The sequence below is a fragment of the Dyadobacter koreensis genome (genome assembly GCF_900108855.1).
Taxonomy (GTDB): domain Bacteria; phylum Bacteroidota; class Bacteroidia; order Cytophagales; family Spirosomataceae; genus Dyadobacter; species Dyadobacter koreensis.
Window position 1 is genome coordinate 110,128 of the sequence record NZ_FNXY01000001.1, and the last position, 19,465, is coordinate 129,592.

Consider the following 19,465-nt stretch of genomic DNA (forward strand, 5'->3'; position numbering starts at 1 on the left):
TCTTCCATTTGAAGGGAGGCGAAAAATTTTGCAGCATGATCATGAAAAATCTTCTGGCCATTTTTCACGTTTTTTTGATTTGTTATACGCCCGGTTTCGGACAGTCAGCGGGTACGTTGACCGAAGATGGCGCATGGTGCTGGTTCAGCGATCCGAGAGCCATTTATTCAAGTAAAAAAAATAGCCAGGTGATCACAGGCTGGGTTACAAGCTCGGGCGATATTATGGCGGCTTCTTTGGATATAAAAAACGGTAGAATAGAGAAGAAAAAATTATACACGAATCTGGAAAAGGACGACCATGATAATCCTGCATTTCTCGAGTTGCCCGACAGACGAATTCTTACCCAATATACCTGGCATGGAGGCAGCGCACAAGGGATGGGTGTTATCCAAAACGTAACAACCCAGGGACCAAAAGTCAGCACTTTTTCAGATTCAGTTGTTTTAAAACCTACGAATCAAAAGCTTCTGGACAGATTCAAACGGGAAACCTATACCTACGCGAATCCTTTTTTACTGAGTTCAGAAAATAACAAACTGTACAGTTTTGGCAGATGGATTGGCTTCAAACCTAATTTTGTCACTTCGACTGATAACGGCAAAACCTGGTCAGACCCGGTCGTTATCATTACCTCCAAAGAACTTAATACCAATAATCGTCCCTATGTAAAATATTTTTCCGATGGGAAATCGCGGATACATTTAATTTTTACTGACGGTCATCCCAATGCTGAACCGCTAAATTCGGTTTATTATTGTTTCTACGAAAATGGTGCTTTTTGGCGGGCTGACGGTTCAAAAATTGCAACGATTGAGCAATTGCCTTTTCATCCTTCTGACGCCACAATTGTTTATCAAGCAACCCCAACGACAGGAAAAGCATGGATTTTTGATATCGTTGTAGACAAAAAAGGAAACCTGGTTGTCGCATATACAAGGTACCCTACAAATGATAATCATCAATATTATTACGCAGTTTACGATGGAAAAAAATGGAATGACCACTACCTGATCGATTCCGGAAATTGGTTTCCGCAAACACCGGAAGGTAAAATGGAAAGAGAACAAAACTATTCGGGAGGTTTTACAATCGATCCACTTGATCCCTCGATTGTTTACTTTTCACATGAGATCAACGGTGTGTTCGAAATTTCAAAAGGCCAGACAAGTGATATGGGAAATAGTTGGAAAATAACCCCGGTTACCAGAAACTCAAAACTTGACAATGTTCGCCCTACAATACCCAGATACAAAAAGCCTGGTGATAAATCAGTCCTGTTGTGGATGGAAAATAAAAAATATGTACATTATACCGACTACGATAGCCGTATAAAATTTCACATTTCTGCGCCTTAGCAGCTTATCTAACAATGCATTTTGGCTTTTGTAAAGTATCTTCGCCTGTTGACAAAATTTTGATCCAATTTCAATGTCATGAAACAACACACCACCAATTATCAAAATACATTTATCGAAATTGCAGAAGATTCAACTGCAAACAAAGGAGAAATCCCCCCTGTGAAAGAGGATAAAAAAACGGTAGCGAATATCCAGTTCGACATGGTCAGCAAGCATCCTTACAAATTTACTTCTGACGATGTTCTGTTTCATGTTTATGCAGAACGAAAAGATCTCACTGAAAGTGAGCTGGAAGAAGCCCGAAAGGATTTCTTTTCCAAGGGACAGGCCTGTCTACGAGCATCTCCGCTTACTAAAAGATATGGATGGGGCATTCACCATGATAAGGATGGAAAAATTGCAATGTATGCATTTGGGACCAGAGAGTATGAAAAATTCGTCAACAGCAAGGAAATAAAAGTTGTCAAGGCAATGAAGTCAGCAAAATGAAACCAATAAAGGGTTTTCATCAGGACGGTATTATTTTATACTTTTGAGTCAGATACCACTCAAACTTACCGAATGAAAATTTTAGCTGCTTATTTATTCCTTACTTTTCTAACCTTTTCCTCTTACGGCCAGACTGAAATTTCCGGACAAACCAGTAGCAAGCCTTTCATACTGGGCAGCATCGAGGAAATCCAATCCACCGTCTTGTCAGAAAAAAGAATAATCAATGTTTATCTTCCGGAAGGTTACAGTAAAAACGACACGACAAAATATCCAGTCGTTTATTTGCTCGATGGCGCAGCGGACGAAGACTTTATTCACATCACCGGCCTTTTTCAGTTTAATAGTTTTCCATGGATCAATCGCGTACCTAAATCCATTATTGTTGGCATCGCAAACGTTGACCGTAAACGGGATTTTACTTTCCCAACAACAGTAGATTCAGATAAAAAAAGATTTCCTAGCACAGGCCAATCCGAAAAATTTATCACATTTTTAGAGCAGGAATTAAGGCCTTATATAGAGAAAAAATTTAAAACAAACAGTTCCAGAACACTGATTGGACAATCGTTAGGCGGTCTGCTTGCTACGGAAATTTTACTAAAAAAGCCATTACTTTTCAACAAATATGTTATCGTAAGTCCAAGTCTTTGGTGGGATAATGGCTCGCTGCTAAAACAGTCGGCGGTGCTGTTGCAGGAAAACTTTAACACAAAAACAGACGTTTATATTGCCGTCGGGAAAGAAGGACTTGCCCCGAGTGATACACCTCATGTGATGGAAGTCGATGCAAATCTGCTGGCCGAGAAATTAAAAAAAGGTAAAAGTCCGCGTGTTAAGATCTATTTCGACTATCTCCCGCATGAAGATCACGCAACAGTAACGCACCAGGCCGTCTTTAACGCTTTAAGAGCTTTGTATCCCATAGCAGATGTTCAGAAAACGCAATAATCTGGCTTCGATTTTCTGTTCGATTCCCAAACTAAAGTTCTGTCACAAATAGCTATTTGTGACATTATTTGAATTAATAAGGCTTCGGAAAGGCTAAACAACAAGATTCTGCACAGACGGTTCGGGTTCGGATATTTTATTTAGCAGCGAAAGCACGTGATCCACGACTGGACGACAGGTAAACAGATACTGGTGGTGGGTCATCAGAAAATGTCTGTTCCAAAAAGTGTCCAGTAGTGCCAGCCCCTCGTAGTTGGAATTCTCCCTAATGTCTTTAATTGCCCGTAGCCTGCTTTCGTCTTTGAGATTTTGAAATGGGTAGTATAATGGATCTGCGGCCATTTCCGTTTTAACAAGGTCCTGTACATCAACAAAATTAAACCCATCTCCCGGGGTCAGACCTGAACCAGGCTTATCAAATAATGCTCTGCCATAGTTGCCCAGGTTGCGATAGTCGGTGGTAATACCCTTTGCGTCAGGTTTTGAATTAAAAATACCCGTTGACTTATTACCATTGAATTTTTGCGTGCTCAGATATAGTAAATAATCAAGCTCGTTATAGAAAATATGAACTTTTGAAGCAAGTTTTGTTAACGGTGTAAAATTGTAAGTATAATGTTTCCCTTTTCTGGTTTTTTTAATATTCCTGAGTATAACGCCATCCTTTTGAACCGCAAGGTGGGTGATGTCGGGAGCCATCAAAAAGATGTGTTCAAAAATTCCTTCCGGAATGTTTTTGACATGATCCGCGCCTGGATTAATCATTCCATTTAATAACTGATGGCCAAAAGAATGTACAATTAGATTTAGACATTTACCCTCCGCCTTCAAAGCATCAGAAAGCTGTTTGAAATAATTGAAAAAGTTTTTTTTCGTAAAATGCTCCCCCGCTTGTATCGCTTTATCATCCGCCTTTGTTCGCCATCCTGTAGATGGCCATCCAAAATAGATGATCTTGGCTATCGAGTTTGCAGAATGGTTCATATAACTCTGAACGAAAGTTGACGGAAGATCCAGTTTGAGTCCAGGCTCCCAATCGAAACCATGGATATAAATAAACACATGTTTTCTTTCAGCCGCTAACGGCTTCACAGCATTCATCACTGCGTTAACAAAGGTGTTTTCATCCCAATGATTTACCAGAAACCTACGGGAATCGCTTGGCGTGGTAATCTGTGCAAAATACAGTTGATCCGGCGCGGTTTCGTCATCCAGCGATGGATTATTATGCTCATCAAGATTTCTGTAACAGAGAAAAAACTGGATTTTATCCTGTTCCCCCAAGCCCGAATAAGGCTCGACTTCCACAAAATGGGAGTCAATCTGGATACCATTTTCGAGAACATACCATAACTTTTCGTTCTCCTCATATCTTGCGCTGGCAATATTTACAGCCTCCCCTTTTTTATAAAATCCGGAAAAAGACGAATTTACAAGGGGTCGTTGTGAGACGTGATCCAAATCAAATTTGATCAGAGCTTTTAACATTTCGTTATCTTTGAAAAAGGTGGTACGCCAAACCTATATCAAAAGAAAGAAGAAGTAATTAAAATTCCTGAAAAGTCGCACACTACTTATTTACCGTAAAATCAGCCAGTTAGCCACAAAAATTTCCGATAAGCGAAGCAGCGTCTCAAACGTCTTAGTTTTATCTACTTTGTTTTGAGCTAACGGCAGGTTTGTCTTAATTCCCCCTAAAAAAGTCGTTTTATCCCCCCTCTTTTTTCGGAATAAGTCTATAAACTTGTATCAATAAGTATTTTAAACAAAATGAAAATGAATAATCAGATATATCCCTGTTTGTGGTACGACGGTAATGCAAAAGCCGCAGCTGAGTTTTACTGCTCCGTTTTCAAAAATTCAAAAATACTTGACGACACGCCGATGGTAGTTACTTTTGAATTAAATGGAAACCGGGTGATGGGTCTGAATGGTGGACCGCACTTTAAATTCAGTGAGGCAGTATCCTTCGTTGTGAACTGTCAGGACCAAACGGAAATTGACTATTACTGGGAGGCTTTGACCGCAGATGGAGGTGAAGAAAGCATGTGCGGCTGGTTGAAAGACAAATTCGGGTTCTCGTGGCAAATTATTCCTGCCATACTTCCACAATTGATTTCAGATCCTGGGAAGGCGAAACGTGTCATGCAGCAGGTAATGGGGATGAAAAAACTCGACATCGAAAAGCTGAAAAATGCGTAAACGAATTGCTACAAATCTTCAAATAGTTTTTTTCCGTGGCAATCTCGCTCCGTATCGCAGTCTGCTGGCATGATTTTAGGACTTAATATAGATTATTGAGTAACCTAAAATCTATACTATGAAATCGATCGTCTTAATTTTCAGCGCAATTTGTTTTCTATTTGCCTGTAACAGCGGCTCTAACAAGGAGTCTGAAGCACTTGCAGCGAAACAGGCTACAATTGATTCAATGCAGGCAGTAATAGCTAAAAAGGCAGTTGTAGACTCTATGAACGCTGTGATGGCGGATAGGGAAGAAAAATTGAAAGCGCAAAATGAGGAAAAGGACAGACAAGTTGTTGCAAATAACAACGCTGCTCCCGTTGCTGCAAGGAAGAAAGGATGGAATCATACGGCAAAAGGTGCGGTTGTTGGAGCCGGAACAGGAGCTGTCACTGGCGCAATAATAAATAAGAACCGCGCCGAGGGCGCAATTGTTGGAAGTTTGATCGGCGCGGGTGTAGGAGCCGGGACAGGAGCCTTGGTTGACCGCTCGAAGAAAAAGAAAAACGGATCCAATTGATTGCTCCTCAAAAACAGATTTTATAACAGCAAGCGACCCGGCAAATTTTGCCGGGTCGCTTGCTGTTATAGGTTGGAAACACTTTATTTTTTGGTATTGGTTGTTACATCAGCTGCAACTTTCCTGAGATTTTCCGCAAAACGTTCTTCCACTTTTTCCGGAAGATATTTTAGTTTGGCGGGTGATTGATTGAAGAGAACTCCATACCAAACCAGGCCTCCTAAAAAGCACCCGGCTTCATTGGCATGATTTGCATCGAAAGCAATTTTACCACTGTTATCCCACCTGTATCCTGCATGTAGCGAATTGGTTTGGTCTGGTAAGTCAGGCGATTTCGCCGCGTCAAAGTTAAAATTCACGTCAGGTTTGTAAGTTGTTTCAGGTTCCGAATTAATCTTCCAAAATGCATCTCCAACTGGAATTAACTCGACTCCCAGCGATTTTGCGACTGCGTGGTAGGCTGCCCGCGATTTTTTCCACATTTCTTCGGCACTGGAAGCATTTTGTTTATCTGCAATCTGTGTGAATTGCTTCGCGTCAACCCGGTATGCCCATGTTTGATGCATTAGGATTTTGGCCTTGGGCTGTATCGATTTTATCAGGTCGAAAAGTTTTTTTGCGTAAGGCGAGTATGTCGTTGCATCGCCGGAATTCATCGAATTCTGCTGAATTGTGACGATGTCCCAGGTACCTGAAGACAATAATTCTCTGAGTGACTTTCCATTGTAAGCCTTTCCTTTCGGATCTGCTGGATTTTTGTCCGCCGCTTCGGCAATTTCCCAGTGCCGCTGCAGCGAGCAGCCCCCCAATTCCGCACGGCCGATCTTTAACAGATGCCCCCCTTCCTGAGCAAGTTGAGGCAAATACCGCGTTGCGTTTTGTGAAAAGCTGTTACCTATCAGAAATAATCTCAGGGTATCACTTTGGGTAAGATGTTCACGAAAGGCTGATGCATAAGAACCACTTGTGAAAAGCAAAATCATCATAAGCATCATCGATGTTCTTATGTCAGATTTTTTATTGAGTTTAAAGTTCATTTGGGTTTTGTTAGAATACTTCAAAGATTTTACAGAAAATACACAAATCAAAGCTAAGCTACAACGCCTCTTCCCGGATTACAAGAACATACGGACATGGAAGAAAAAGACCCAAGAATTTGAGTCTTTTTCTTCCATGATGTGCGGCTCGGCTTTTACCCGATTTAATATCCCTCGTTAAGCGCTACCTCATCTTCAATCTTTTTACCGCTCAGGTATTTTTTTATATTCTTGACAAAAACGTCAATTTTATCACGGTTGCGATCCTTGTGTGCAGCGCCTGTATGTTGCGTCAAAATAACGTTACGCATAGTCCAAAGCTTGCTGCCCTTAGGCAAAGGTTCAACTTCGGTAACATCCAGGACCGCTCCGAGCAGGCGACCATCTTGAAGCGCTTTGATCATTTCCGGTTCATTGGTAGTATTACCTCGGCCAACGCTTGCATAAAGGCTATCTTTCTTCATTTCATCAAAAAAATCTTTCGAGACATAGTCTTCCAAATTCCCGGGTAATGTATTAATTACAAGATCAGTCTCAGGCAGTTCTTTCAGTAGATCCTTAAATGAATGGATGTCCGCATCAGGATCACTCTTAGCCGTAGTAAGCACCTCGCAGCCGAAGGCCTTCAAAATTTTCCTGACGTGTTCGGCAATCGCGCCGGAACCCAGGATGATCACTCGTTTTTCACCAAGTATATGAAGGTTCTGCTCTGCCTTCTCTCCTACCCATTCCTTTTCAATCTGATTTCTCACCATGTTATGCACTCCGCGGTAAAAAGCTAAAATTCCACTGACAATTGTTTCTGCGACAGGCTTTGCGGACATGTCACCAACATTGGCTACTTTCCCTTTGAAGTCCAGATCTTTGTATTGTTCAAAGCCCACATGTTCCAACTGCCAGAATTTCAAAGATTCCGGTATCGTTTTTAAGGACTTAACCGGCGGGTTACCAACCAGAATTTCAGCATCTTGCAGTGCATCGTTCAGCTGTGATTCCGAAAATCCTGAAGCATAAACTACTTCTACTTTTTTGGGGAGCCGTTCTATTAATTCTTTTTGACATTGTTTGTCAAAATCCAGATACACTAAAATTTTCATTATCAAGCTTATTTAATTCGTGATGAAGTAATTGCGGGGTAAAAGATTCCCGTAAAGGCGACGCATGGACATCGTAAAATACTGTTCCAAATTCGCATAAAGCTGCCGAAAACCAGGTTTTCAGAAGGCTTCGCCGGTAAAAAGATAAAATCCGGGACCTTCTTTTGTAAAGCCAACGTCCAGACGCAGGAAAATATCTTTTTTAGGGAAAAGCAGGTACCGAAGTCCTACACCACCAGAAGGACGGATATGCTTCCAGCTAAATTCATTAAGCTTCGGAGCCACTACCGCAGCGGCGGCAAACACTGTCCCTCCGATTCTTTTGCTGAAACGGAAAGGAAGCCAGCGATGTTCGGTTTGAAAAGCAAGCATATTTTTATCACGGTACCGCCCAGAATAATATCCGCGCATAATCATTTCGCCGCCCATTAGCGCAAGCTGATTAAAAGGAACATTACCTGAAAGAAAATTTCCATACAATTGCCATGCAAGTACATTTCGGGCATTGGTAGGATGGGAAGAACGAATATCGAGATTAACTCCGTAGAACTTATAATCACTGCCAAGTTTCGGAGCATATTGCAAAAACGAAATTTCTCCGAAGAGGCCTTTGCGAACATTCAGTACATTATGCCGGTTATCGTAGACAAGCGCAGCACCGAGCCCAAGATTACGGGTACCATCACTGCCAAGCGGAGCCTCATACTCATGATTTCCTTCGGGCTGATTAAAACTGGTATTATACAATTGCTGATAATCAACTTCCGGCCCTACGAAAAGATTAGGCACGATTTTCCGGAGCACACGCTGTCGTAAAAGCAGATAATTTGCGTCAATAAGTGCGGGCTCATGGCCTGAGGTTTCCGGTCCTATCCCATAGTATAGAAGTGGAAAGCGCTGAAATCTGGTCCTTCCCAGAAAAAACCATTTGTCCTGATCCCCATATATAGCATTATCCAGCCATATTCCATATTGTGCTTCCAGTGTTATGAAGGTAAACGCCTGTATTTCACTGAGACGGTTCAAAGTATCGTTTTTTGCCTGGAAAAGAAGCAGCGAAGAGAACCCAAATTCAAAACTTGTTTCCGGCGAGTAAGCCAGCGTTGGGTAAATCCGGAAACTGGGTTTTCCTGGCGAGGTTGTATCGGAAATCGCCTTTTGGATTGCTCGTTTAATCCACCCGGGTTTTTCCTGAGAAAAAGCGGCATCGAGCGGAGCGAGTAATAAGAGAAGCAGGCAAAAATATCTTGAATTCAAGAGATTGGTTTGTATTAAGTTTAGACATTAAAACTAGATTAAAAAATCAAGCCAGCCAAGACCCAATATGCAATGCGTAGTCGTTGCCGTTACGCAATGCAGCCAAGCTTATCACCGATCCTAAACCGATACGTTCAATATTAACTGAAAAAATTGTAACCTTATGAGCTTTAACGGCTCACTAATTCGGCTTTGAAAAGAGTTTCACATTTTTAAATAACCAGTAGGCGCAAGATAATTTCGTTTTTCTATTTCGTTAAATTAAACATTTGTGAAAGTGAAAACGATTCTGATTTCAGTAGATTATTCGGTTATCTCATCAAGGGTAATGAAATGCGTGGCAGTACTTAGCAAAAACATTAATATTGAGCGCATCATTTTACGCAAGACACCAACGTATCATTCTATTCGCATTTCGCTTATCCCACTGACGATGGACAATCCAATGCGGAGCATATTTTTCTGCAACAAACAGCAGTTGTAGAACAATTAATTTTGAAGAATTCCGATATAGGAGTTCTGGCTATACTTTAAAAAGTTTAAACTACCTGAAAAAGCACAAACGGGGCAAAAAATAGTCCCATTTGTGCTTTAAAATCAGGCGGCGGAAATTTCGATTCAATCCTTTCTATTTCCGATAGATTTAAGACTACTTCCTGCGATGTCTTCCCAGCGGTATAAGTGAAAGGTCTTGTCATCGCTCATGGCGATGAATAATCCGTTTTTGAAATCAGTGTTTAATGGAATGGAAACCATCTCCGAACCGTCACTGTGAGACGCTTTCACTTTGACTGTTTTCAAATGGGGATGGCTGTGAGCATTACCTACTTCTCCCTCCCGGCTGAAAATCTGAAACTGGTTAGCGCCCTGATCTGAAACCAGAATATATCCTGTAGAACTGGTAAGTTTATAAATGGAAAGACCTTCATGATCTTCTGTGAAACCCGTCGTTGCAAAAAGAGCAAGCTCTTTATTTCCTTTTTCCGGATCTGCGTAATATTTATGCACCCCTTTTCCTTCATCTGAATAATAAACATAGCCAAGCTCTTCATCCACGACAATTGATTCAATTTCTTTCATACCGCTGTACGTGCCGAATTTCCTGACCAAAGTCGCTTTGATTTTGCCTGAACCACTATCTTCTAACAGATATTGCCAAAGATATGTACCATCGGTAGGGCCGGTTTTCCGGCCGGCAATTGCATAGATCTTACCTGCCTTATTTTTGTATAGCGCAATGCCCATTAAATCTCTGGCTCCGTCGGCTGTCTCTCCCTGGTAGACTTCGATTCCGCCGCCATCAACAGGTTTCATATCAGGAAGCGAGTAAATTCTGAGCTTATGCGTAAAACGCTCACTAACCACAACTATGTCCGTAGGTTTTCCTGCCAGCATGATCCCATACGCGATGTCGACATTATTGGGTCGTTTCAGTCCGCGAATCACCTTGTCTTTGACAATTTTGCCTTTAAGATCAAAAACATATAATCCGCCGTCTGCATCCTTGTCAGTACCCAGAATTAGACTTTGCGACGGATCCCGGGGATCTATCCAAACCGCCGGATCGTCCGAATCATGGGCAACAGTATCCGAAATATATAATGGTTCAACAATTTTCACAGCGTCCGTTTCGGCAGAATCAGCGACTTGCTTTTTCTCCTGACATGACACAATAAATATGCTCAGAACACTTAGAGAGCTAATCAGTAGTTTCACAGAAGTATTTAAAATAAATCAAACATTAGCTTATTTTGTTCCGAAAGCACCGATGAAGCTGGCCGGAGCCGGCGATTTGTATGTTATACCATTAACAACAATTCCATTGGCAAATAAGCGGGTAAAATCAGTTTTCCCTTTCGCAAGTGCTGGAGAACCCGCTTGCAGATGAAAATCCCAGCTGGTATTGAAAGTCGCATTCTGCATGTCTGTTGTCAAGGGGTAACTTACAAACTTAGGATCGTTCTCAGCTGCTTTGGCTGAAATAATATCGTTCACACCTTTTACAATCTCATCCGATGGCTGGAACTGATCTGCGGTAGTCTGATTATGCCCGTAATAAAAAGTATTGCTGATCACTGAACGGGAATCTTCGGGAGCACCTTTATCTCTTTTAATTCCATAACGATCGTTAGCTAAGAGATTGTTATAAAGATCCGCCCTTACCGATTTCTCCAGCCAGATCGATCCTCCTTTTGTAGTAGGCCTTCTCCATCCCGCATTGATGATCGTGTTGTTGTAGCCAACCACATACGCCTGAGGAGTACGGTCGCCTGAATTCGATAACTTCAAGGCATTAGTATTAGGACTATATACTACATTAAAAGCAACGTCAGCCTGAACACCCGATTTAATGTTGATAGCATCACCACCGGAAACACCAGTTGTATAGAAATAATTATTGGCAATAATAACCTGACCACCTTCAATATAAAACCCGTCTTCATTGAAATTACGTATTGTGCTGTTCGTCACGATCAGCTTCCCACTTACGTTTGGGTAGTAAAGAACAGGTACATGTTCACCAGCTGCAGCCTTGTATAGTCCTGCTTTGACAGATGGTGACTCTTCGGTGGTAACAGCACCGCCATATTCAAGTATTGTATTAGTCAAAACAAATTCGCTTGATTTTGGTCCTGCGATAAGTCCTCCCCAAAGATTACCAAATTGGTTTTTCGCAGTTTTCCAGCTATCAGGAACTGTAAACTTGACTGGTGCTTCGGCCGTACCCAGACTATATAAATTGCCTTTTACTACTACTTCCGGTTTTATAACGGAATCACTGAAAAGGACGGTCACACCTTCCTGGATCGTTAGTGATTTTCCCTCGGGAATTTGAATATGACCTGTGATTTTATAAGTACCACCTTTTGTCCACGTACCGGAAACCTCGCCGGATACAGACTCCTGGACAACCGGAATTTCTACCGAGGGAGTCGGTTCTGACTTGTCACTATCGCAGCCTGCCAGCGTGAATAGAGCTAATGAAGCAAAAGCAAGTAAATTTTTCATTTTGAATTCGTACATGAGATAATTGTTTTAGATAAATATTGTGTTTAGAACTTATAACGGACTCCCAGAAGATAAGAGCGCTGGTAATAGTCGCGGCGTATCAGCGTTCTCTTCAAACTGCTTTGTTCAGCAACATTATGATTGGCTGCGCTTACATTTTTCATATAAACCTCCATCGGTGTATTCAGAAGATTATTTGCTTTCGCGAATATTCCCAGGCCGTTGGAAAAAGTTTTTTCAATGGAAGCATCCATCTGGACAAAACCCTTTTGCCACAAGTCATTGTCAAGAAACTGAGAAACTGTATTGATCCTGTCGCCTGTATAACCTGCGGCCAACTGAGCATCAATCCCCCTTTTTGCATTTTTATACAAAAGCGATAGGTTAGCCACGTGGGCCGACTGCCCATAAAGTGGTCTTGATTGATCTACATTAATCGTTTCAAGATCACCACTTTCGTTTCTGATCCTTTTGGATTTAGGCGTTGTAATCTGCGAATGCGTGTACGTATAATTTGCCTTCACGCCAAACATTTTGAAATAACGGATGTAGTCAACCTCAATTCCATAATTATTGGCATTTCCAAAATTCCCCGGTGCGTAAAAAATATCCTGACCGCGTACAGCATCCCGCTGTAAGGTATATTCGATGGGATCTTTAATGTGTTTGTAAAAAAGACCTGCCATGAACTGGTCCGATGAGTTCGGGAAAATTTCGTAACGAAGATCTATATTGTCTGCTACTGCCCTTTTTAAATCGGCATTTCCCCGCTCCTGATATTCTTCCTGGACAATACGGTACGGGACGATTTCGAAGAATCCAGGGCGGTTGACAGACCGAAAATAAGAAGCCCGCAAGTTGACATTTTCTTTGGTTTTATACTTAAAATGAAGGCTTGGTAAAAAATCAGTATAAACCTGACTTCCAACCGGGCGGTCTTCGCCAATAGGAAAAAGCATACTGTATCCCTGATCGGTAGCCTCTATACGAACGCCACCCAACACTTCCAGTTTTTCCGATTCGGCTTTAAGCTGAAAATAACCAGCTTTGATTTGCTCAGTTGCATTATAATTCAGTGCCGTCGCGACAGCTCCTCTCGGATTCTGGATCGTCCATTGAATTTGTGAATACGTCGTAAAATCCGTTCCGAACTGAGCAAATGGATTTGACGGCCTCAACTGATAGTTATTATAGAAATTGGTTCTCGACTTATCTCTGAACAGCCCACCCGCCATATATTCAAACTGCATAGTTCCGACCGGCTGCAAATAGGTAAAATTCAAATAGGCTGAGATATCCCGGTCTGAGTTATGTTCCCACCGTCTTGACGCGTCGCCCACCGTTGTTTTTGTGTCAATGAAATTTTTACGAATTCCTATTAAAGGCACAGTCACGTTATCAGGTACCTCGTTCGTTGCTTTCGAGTATACAGCCGACCATTGTAACCCGAATCTTTCTGTAAGCTGATGTCTTCCCTGCAAAGTGCTGTTAAAAATCTGCTGACGCGTCAGCCGTGATCTGGTGGAATAATTCAGGGTTGCATTTCCCAGAACCGGATCATAGCCTCCGATCGTCAGCTGTGTTGATTTAACATCTCTGACCTGAACGTTGGTCAAATTCATAAAAGCATTGTAAAACTGGATCTTATTTCTGTCGTTAAACCTAAAATCAATTTTAGAATGAAGCCCATAACGCGTCTGCTGCTCAGAATACTGACGTTCGTTCATTTTTGTTAACGTTTCTCCACGCAGCGTATCGACTGTTTCTGAATCATAAAACAAACTATTGCTTCCGCGGTAAGTATTCTGATAACTTCCGGCCAGCAGAACGCCAAGTTTTCCATTTAGATAACGGTTTCCAATAGCCAGGCTTCCAAGTAAGTTTGGCATTGGTCTTTTTGAAGTATAATCAACGGCAGCTTTTGAGAAATCAGCAGCTGTCGCGTTATACTGATTACCATTTTTTTCATAAGGCGATTTCGACTGAATGTTTTTAAAATCATAACTCAAAAAATTACGCTGCATGAACAATTCGTTGTACCCGCTTGAAATGTTTGCTGATAATGTAAATCGGTCAGGTGCATCTTTCATCACCATATTTACAGCTCCGCCAATCGCGTCGCCTTCCATCGAGGGTGTCAAAGCTTTGTACACTTCAAGACGGTCGAGAAGGTCGGAAGGAAAAATATCCAAAGGAACATAACGGTATTTATTATCAGGGCTAGGGATTTTCACTCCGTTGACCAGCGTGTAATTGTACCGTTTATCCATTCCCCGAAGAATAGCATACTGGCCGTCGCCGTTGCTGTTGCGCTCAAGTGTAACACCTGAAACACGCTGAATAACGTTGGCCACTGTCAAATCCGGAGAAATCTGAATTGTCTTTCCCGAAACAATATTCATGACCTGATTAGCATTTCGCTCCATCGAACGCGCAGTCTGATCTGCCGCCCCATCGCGTGTTCCTATAACCGAAACTTCGTTCAATTTTAAATCTTCGGCCATTTCCAAAGCCATTTCAAAGTTGATAACCTCTTCTTCTGAAATGGAGAATTCTCTCTGAACGATTGCATAGGAAATGTGGCGAACGATCAGTTTATAGGTTCCTTTCTTCACGTTACGGATGGTAAAACTACCATCTAATCCGGAGATGTCCTGAAAACCTGTACCTTCGAGCATGACCACAACACCAAGAGCTGGGTCGCCGCTTGCCGCTTCGGTCAATTTCCCTTTTAATGTTCCTGCAACAACGAAAGAAGACGTAATAATAAATGCAGCCAGACACAAGTAAAAGCTATAACGCATCTTTAAAAATTCGAATCGGTTAAAGTATGAAGGCAGATATTTGAGCCTTTTTAAAACAACGATACGAAGGTGGGCATAGAAATCTCCGGGATGCAAATCTACCCCGTTAACAAAAGGGAAACAGCGTGAATTATAGCGTTACAAGAAAGCAACAGTAGCGGTAATCACAAATCAATTAGTTGACTATCAAGTATTTAAAACTTTAATTTCATCCATTATCTTTGTGTTATGTTAGTATTACCGAATTGTTAAGTGATATCAAACAGACTGTATGAAGTTTGAAAGGTTCTCGCCCTGTGCCAGATTCAGCTTTTTTCTGAGCCTGTGCCGCATCACGCGAAGACTATCCGTAGACACGCCTAACAAGGTGGAAATATCCGCCGAAGTATGATTCATTTTAATAAGAGCGATCAACCGAAGGTCATTTGAGGTAAGCGGACCGGATTGCTGCTGCAGCCGGTCAAAAAAAGACTGATGAACCTGTTCAAAAATACCGCGAAATTCTTCCCAATGCTGATCATCGCTCAGTCCGGCACCGATTTGCTCGGAAAGTTGTCTGATCTGCTTTTTTTGATCTCGTTTATCATCCTTTGCCAACGCATCCAGCTGCGACTGCAAGTCTTCAAGCTGCTGGTTTTTCCGGATGACATGTAAAGTATAACTGCTCAATACTTTTGTCTTGATTTCAAGTTCCTGTCTAAGATTTTCTTCCTGAAGTTTTTTATTTTCAAGCTCAGCTTCCATGAGCTGATTTTGAGTTCTGTAAACTTGCTTATTTTGCTCATGCAGTTTCTGCTCATTTTTAATCTTCAAACGCTGCCGGCTAATGATAAGTCCGGCAATAAGTATAACCAAAACAACCACTATGCCTGTCGCGATGCTGATGAGAAGATCTGTTTTTCTGGCCAATGTCAAACCTTCGATCTCTTTATCTTTTTTTTCAATCTCATATAATGTCTGCAAAAGCGCGAGCTGCTTGTTACTCTCCTCCGAATAAATATCATTTAAATATCTGCGACTCAACGACAAATAGTAAAACGCACTATCATTTCTATTAACAAAGTTATACCCCTTTCCTATGTCATTATAAGCACCGGAAAGCTGATAATATTCGCCGGTTTTTTCCGCCATTGCCAGGGCACGCATACTAAAATTCAATCCTTCCCGATATCGTCCGGTTTTCCGAAGTACGTCTCCCAGATTATTGAGCACTTCAATCTGAGCCCTTTCATTTCCCTGCTCTTTATTGAGAACGAACGCCCTGTTAAAATACCAGTAAGCCGAATCGTATTTTTCCTGATCTTCGTAGATGCTTCCTATATTCTCATAGATTTTCGCTGCGCTTTCTTTTTGGTTGATTTGCTCATAGACTTGCAGGGCCTTCCGCTGAAAATAGAAAGAGCTATCGTAAAGCTGTCTTTTTTCATATAGATGGCCGATATGGCCGTAAATACTGGCTTTCCCCGATTCATCCTTTAAATTTTTATAGTGCAAAAGCGCTTCATCAAACTGTTTTCTGGCAAGCACTGTCTGGGTTGTGCGGTAATAAAGTTCTCCCAGTGTACCCAGATTTTCAGCCAGCAATTTTATCTGTTTCTGCTTGCGATAAATGTTGTCGGCTTGTAAGAGGTAATCCAGTGATTGGGGATAATGGCCTGAGCTAAAAAGAAGTTTACCGATTTGATGAAGATATTGAGCTGCCTTTACCTGATCATCCTTAACAACCATGTTATATTGTTCCTTCAAGACTAATAAAACAGAATCCGGCCGGCTAAAATTATTTCGAATCTGCTCACTATTCTCCCTTGAATTTTCAGCGTCGGCAATCTGAGCTATGGATGATTCGCCAACCAAAACGCCGAAGAGAAAAATAAATACGCAGAGAAAATAATTTTGATACTTTTTAAAATATTGCGAGGCCGCGTAATCCATAAAAATGTCAGCAACGGTTAAATCTGGGCGCAAGTTAGTTCCATCCGCTTAAAATTCCGTTACCAAATTAATAAGGATGCTTTCGCCAATACTTTCAAATTTAGCGTTTCTAATTTGCACAAGATGCAAAATCGCTGCATCCGGTCGGTTTTCAGGCCTGACCCGGATGCAGATTGAATCTAATCACCTCCTACTGATCCTGTATGTCCTGATCAGAAACCCCGGCAGATTTTTTTTTCGTTTTTTTTCTCTCTTTTACTTGCCCTTCTGATTTTTCAAGAGTTCTCTTCTCTTCTTTTTCAAATAGTTCAGCAAGCTTCTCCCCTAGTTTCTCCGCCGATTTTTCAATTCTTTTCCGGGCTTTATCTGACAGAACATGAGATGAACTAAGCCCCGATTCAATCGCCCTGTCGATTACAGTTTCCAATGATTCTTTTTTTAAATTCATATGCGGGATAAATAATAACAGACGACGCAAGTTGCTTTATTTATTACATACCAGGATGATGAAATTGTAAACTTTACGTTGTCAAAATGATTCAGGCTCTCATTTAAAAGGAAAAATCAGGTAGAATCAGGGCTCGGTTCAGCTTTATAAAAAAGAAATTCATTTCACTTTATTTATGCGGGATAGACGAGATTTTTTGAAGACCATTACAGCTGCTTCGGTTGGTGTCACAATTGGAGGATCTGCCGTTGGGTTCAGTGCTAAAAGTTACAACCGAATTGTCGGTGCGAATGACCTGATCCGCGTGGCAACAATTGGTGTCAACAGCCGCGGAAATAGTATGGGAGGCACATTTGCCGCGCAAAAGAATGCCGAAGTAGGAACTGTTTGCGACGTAGATGAAAGAGCTATTCCCAAGGCGATCAAGACAATTATGGAAACCAGACAGGTTCAGACACCAAAATCAGAAAAAGATTGCCGTAAGGTTTTGGAAGACAAATCCATCGACGCTATTTATATCGCTACGCCTGATCACTGGCATGCACCGCTTACCATTATGGGCTGTCAGGCAGGAAAGCACGTCTACGTTGAGAAACCTTTAAGCCATAATCCGCGCGAGGGCGAGCTGGCAGTTGAAGCAGCCCGCAAATATAAAAGGGTGGTTCAGATGGGTGCGCAGCGCAGGTCTGCTCCTATTTTAACCAAAGGTATTGAAGAGTTACATAAGGGAATTATAGGCCGGGTTTATCTGGCAAAAACCTGGTATACAAACAAACGCAAGGCAACTATTTTGAAACCGGGAACCGTTCCTTCCTGGCTGGACTACGAATTATGGCAGGGCCCCGCGCCGCGCATGCCTTATAAAGACGGATTAATTCATTATGACTGGCATTGGTTCTGGCATTGGGGAACCGGCGAGGCATTGAATAATGGAACGCATGAGGTGGATGTTGCACGCTGGGGGCTGGGTGTTGACTTTCCTACACGTGTCAGTTCCGTCGGCGGCCGCTATGAATTTAAGGATGACTGGGAAACTCCTGATACACAAATCATAGCCATGGATTACCCCGGACGTATTTCTCTTATCTGGGAGTCAAGGAGTTCGAACGGAAGAAAAGTCGAGGGTCTGGATCGCGGAATTATTTTTTACGGAGAGAACGGAAGTCTGGATACCGGGGGCGACAGCTACAAGGTCTATGATCTGGATGGAAAACTCTTGAAAGAAGTGAGTTCAAAAGATGAAGGCGCTGTGCAGGGAAGGAATACGGCCAGCCCGAGTTTAGGTATGGATAATCTCCATGTGATGGATTTTCTGGATGCGATTAAAAACGGCCGCCTGCCAAACTGCGATGTTGAACTTGGATTCAAAAGTGTTGTCGCGATGCAGCTTGGAAATATCGCCTGGCGTGTGGGAAGAGACCTAAAAATTGATCCTAAAAACGGACATATCCTGGGCGATAAAGATGCGCAGAAATTATGGTCACGAGACTATGAAAACGGCTGGAAGCCGGTTGTTTAAACGAACCTTTCGGCGTTGGCATATCAATATCAACGCCGAAAATCAGGGTCTGATAAATCCCAGACCTAGCGCCGTTCCGGCACCCAGCACAGCACCTGCCGCCACATCGGAGGGGTTGTGGACTCCTAAGTACACGCGAGAATAACCTACGGCGCCCGCCCAAATGAAGGAAGGCGCGGCGACATACCACTTTGGATAAGCCATCGTCAGAGCCGTTGCAGTGCTAAAAGACGATGATGTGTGGCCTGACGGAAACGAATACTGAGACGGTTTATAAACCGGTGTCAGGCTGACGTGTACCAGAAAGGGTCTTGGCCTTTTAAAAATTTTCTTCAAGGCAAAATTCAGCACTGCTGTCGACGCTGTGCTGCTTGCGACGTATAAAGCATTTTGCCGCATGCCTTTGTTATTATCAATAATTCCACCAACCAATAGTCCGGCCGGAATGGCAATATTTACGTAGTTATTCGCGTCTGAAATGCTTCTTAATATTTTTGTTTGTCTTTCCGTTCTGGCAGCTTCTATTTTTTTCAGAATGCGCAGATCAAATTTATCAACACCAGTTTGCGCCTTCACCGAAAAGAAGCAAAGAGTGTAACAGATCAGTAAAGCGTTTTTCATCTTGTTTATAAAAATGTGTCCTTCGTCCCGACCCGGGATCCAGCTGATTTCTATTTACCATACAGTCATTTACTGCTCTTTGTTCCCAAGAATACAATGCCTGTACTCGTAACTTATAGTTGGAAGACCTGACATTAATCATAATTCAGTAGCGGTACGATCATACTTTCTCCCAG

The 19,465-nt window shown here is 42.1% G+C and carries 16 protein-coding genes; 6 read left to right on the plus strand and 10 right to left on the minus strand.

What is annotated here, in order from left to right; all coding sequences use genetic code 11:
- Window positions 1–41: 41 nt before the first annotated feature.
- The 3 genes from BMY70_RS00480 (at window position 42) to BMY70_RS00490 (ending at window position 2,801) form a co-directional block, all read left to right on the plus strand.
- Window positions 42–1,358, plus strand: coding sequence for a BNR-4 repeat-containing protein (locus tag BMY70_RS00480; RefSeq protein WP_177196921.1), 1,317 nt, complete (start codon window positions 42–44; stop codon window positions 1,356–1,358).
- Between the two features lie 78 nt (window positions 1,359–1,436).
- Window positions 1,437–1,850, plus strand: coding sequence for a DUF6157 family protein (locus BMY70_RS00485; RefSeq protein WP_090330667.1), 414 nt, complete (start codon window positions 1,437–1,439; stop codon window positions 1,848–1,850).
- Window positions 1,851–1,922: 72 nt separating this feature from the next.
- Complete coding sequence (locus BMY70_RS00490) at window positions 1,923–2,801, plus strand: alpha/beta hydrolase (RefSeq protein ID WP_090330670.1); 879 nt, start codon at window positions 1,923–1,925, stop codon at window positions 2,799–2,801.
- Between the two features lie 93 nt (window positions 2,802–2,894).
- Here BMY70_RS00490 and BMY70_RS00495 read toward each other — a convergent pair whose 3' ends face one another.
- Complete coding sequence (locus tag BMY70_RS00495; RefSeq protein WP_090330673.1) at window positions 2,895–4,289, minus strand: alpha/beta hydrolase; 1,395 nt, start codon at window positions 4,287–4,289, stop codon at window positions 2,895–2,897.
- Between the two features lie 288 nt (window positions 4,290–4,577).
- Here BMY70_RS00495 and BMY70_RS00500 point away from each other — a divergent pair, with 288 nt between their 5' ends.
- The gene (locus BMY70_RS00500; protein ID WP_090332528.1) at window positions 4,578–5,003 is read left to right on the plus strand and encodes a VOC family protein; all 426 of its coding nucleotides are present in this window, start codon (window positions 4,578–4,580) and stop codon (window positions 5,001–5,003) included.
- A gap of 118 nt (window positions 5,004–5,121) precedes the next feature.
- Complete coding sequence (locus tag BMY70_RS00505; RefSeq protein WP_090330676.1) at window positions 5,122–5,565, plus strand: YMGG-like glycine zipper-containing protein; 444 nt, start codon at window positions 5,122–5,124, stop codon at window positions 5,563–5,565.
- An 83-nt stretch (window positions 5,566–5,648) separates the two neighbouring features.
- Here BMY70_RS00505 and BMY70_RS00510 read toward each other — a convergent pair whose 3' ends face one another.
- The 8 genes from BMY70_RS00510 to BMY70_RS00550 form a co-directional block, all read right to left on the minus strand.
- Window positions 5,649–6,602: a DUF4886 domain-containing protein gene (locus tag BMY70_RS00510; protein ID WP_090330679.1), complete on the minus strand. Its 954-nt coding sequence runs from the start codon at window positions 6,600–6,602 to the stop codon at window positions 5,649–5,651.
- 164 nt (window positions 6,603–6,766) lie between these two features.
- Window positions 6,767–7,699: an NAD(P)-dependent oxidoreductase gene (locus BMY70_RS00520; RefSeq protein WP_090330685.1), complete on the minus strand. Its 933-nt coding sequence runs from the start codon at window positions 7,697–7,699 to the stop codon at window positions 6,767–6,769.
- A 120-nt stretch (window positions 7,700–7,819) separates the two neighbouring features.
- Window positions 7,820–8,956, minus strand: coding sequence for a BamA/TamA family outer membrane protein (locus tag BMY70_RS00525; protein WP_229209431.1), 1,137 nt, complete (start codon window positions 8,954–8,956; stop codon window positions 7,820–7,822).
- Between the two features lie 618 nt (window positions 8,957–9,574).
- Window positions 9,575–10,672, minus strand: a complete 1,098-nt coding sequence (locus tag BMY70_RS00530) for a phytase (RefSeq protein WP_090330688.1) — start codon at window positions 10,670–10,672, stop codon at window positions 9,575–9,577.
- Window positions 10,673–10,702: 30 nt separating this feature from the next.
- A complete protein-coding gene (locus BMY70_RS00535) occupies window positions 10,703–11,980 on the minus strand; it encodes a right-handed parallel beta-helix repeat-containing protein (protein ID WP_090330691.1) in 1,278 nt (425 codons plus the stop codon).
- Between the two features lie 29 nt (window positions 11,981–12,009).
- The gene (locus BMY70_RS00540; protein WP_090330694.1) at window positions 12,010–14,769 is read right to left on the minus strand and encodes a TonB-dependent receptor; all 2,760 of its coding nucleotides are present in this window, start codon (window positions 14,767–14,769) and stop codon (window positions 12,010–12,012) included.
- 258 nt (window positions 14,770–15,027) lie between these two features.
- Window positions 15,028–16,734: a tetratricopeptide repeat protein gene (locus tag BMY70_RS00545; RefSeq protein WP_229209432.1), complete on the minus strand. Its 1,707-nt coding sequence runs from the start codon at window positions 16,732–16,734 to the stop codon at window positions 15,028–15,030.
- Between the two features lie 157 nt (window positions 16,735–16,891).
- Window positions 16,892–17,149, minus strand: a complete 258-nt coding sequence (locus BMY70_RS00550) for a hypothetical protein (RefSeq protein WP_090330697.1) — start codon at window positions 17,147–17,149, stop codon at window positions 16,892–16,894.
- A 175-nt stretch (window positions 17,150–17,324) separates the two neighbouring features.
- Here BMY70_RS00550 and BMY70_RS00555 point away from each other — a divergent pair, with 175 nt between their 5' ends.
- Window positions 17,325–18,668 carry a Gfo/Idh/MocA family protein gene (locus tag BMY70_RS00555; RefSeq protein ID WP_090330700.1) on the plus strand — a complete coding sequence of 448 codons (1,344 nt, stop codon included), beginning with the start codon at window positions 17,325–17,327 and terminating at the stop codon, window positions 18,666–18,668.
- A 42-nt stretch (window positions 18,669–18,710) separates the two neighbouring features.
- On the opposite strand, the gene BMY70_RS00560 is transcribed toward BMY70_RS00555, so the two are convergent.
- Complete coding sequence (locus BMY70_RS00560) at window positions 18,711–19,289, minus strand: phosphatase PAP2 family protein (protein WP_090330703.1); 579 nt, start codon at window positions 19,287–19,289, stop codon at window positions 18,711–18,713.
- Between the last annotated feature and the right edge of the window lie 176 nt (window positions 19,290–19,465).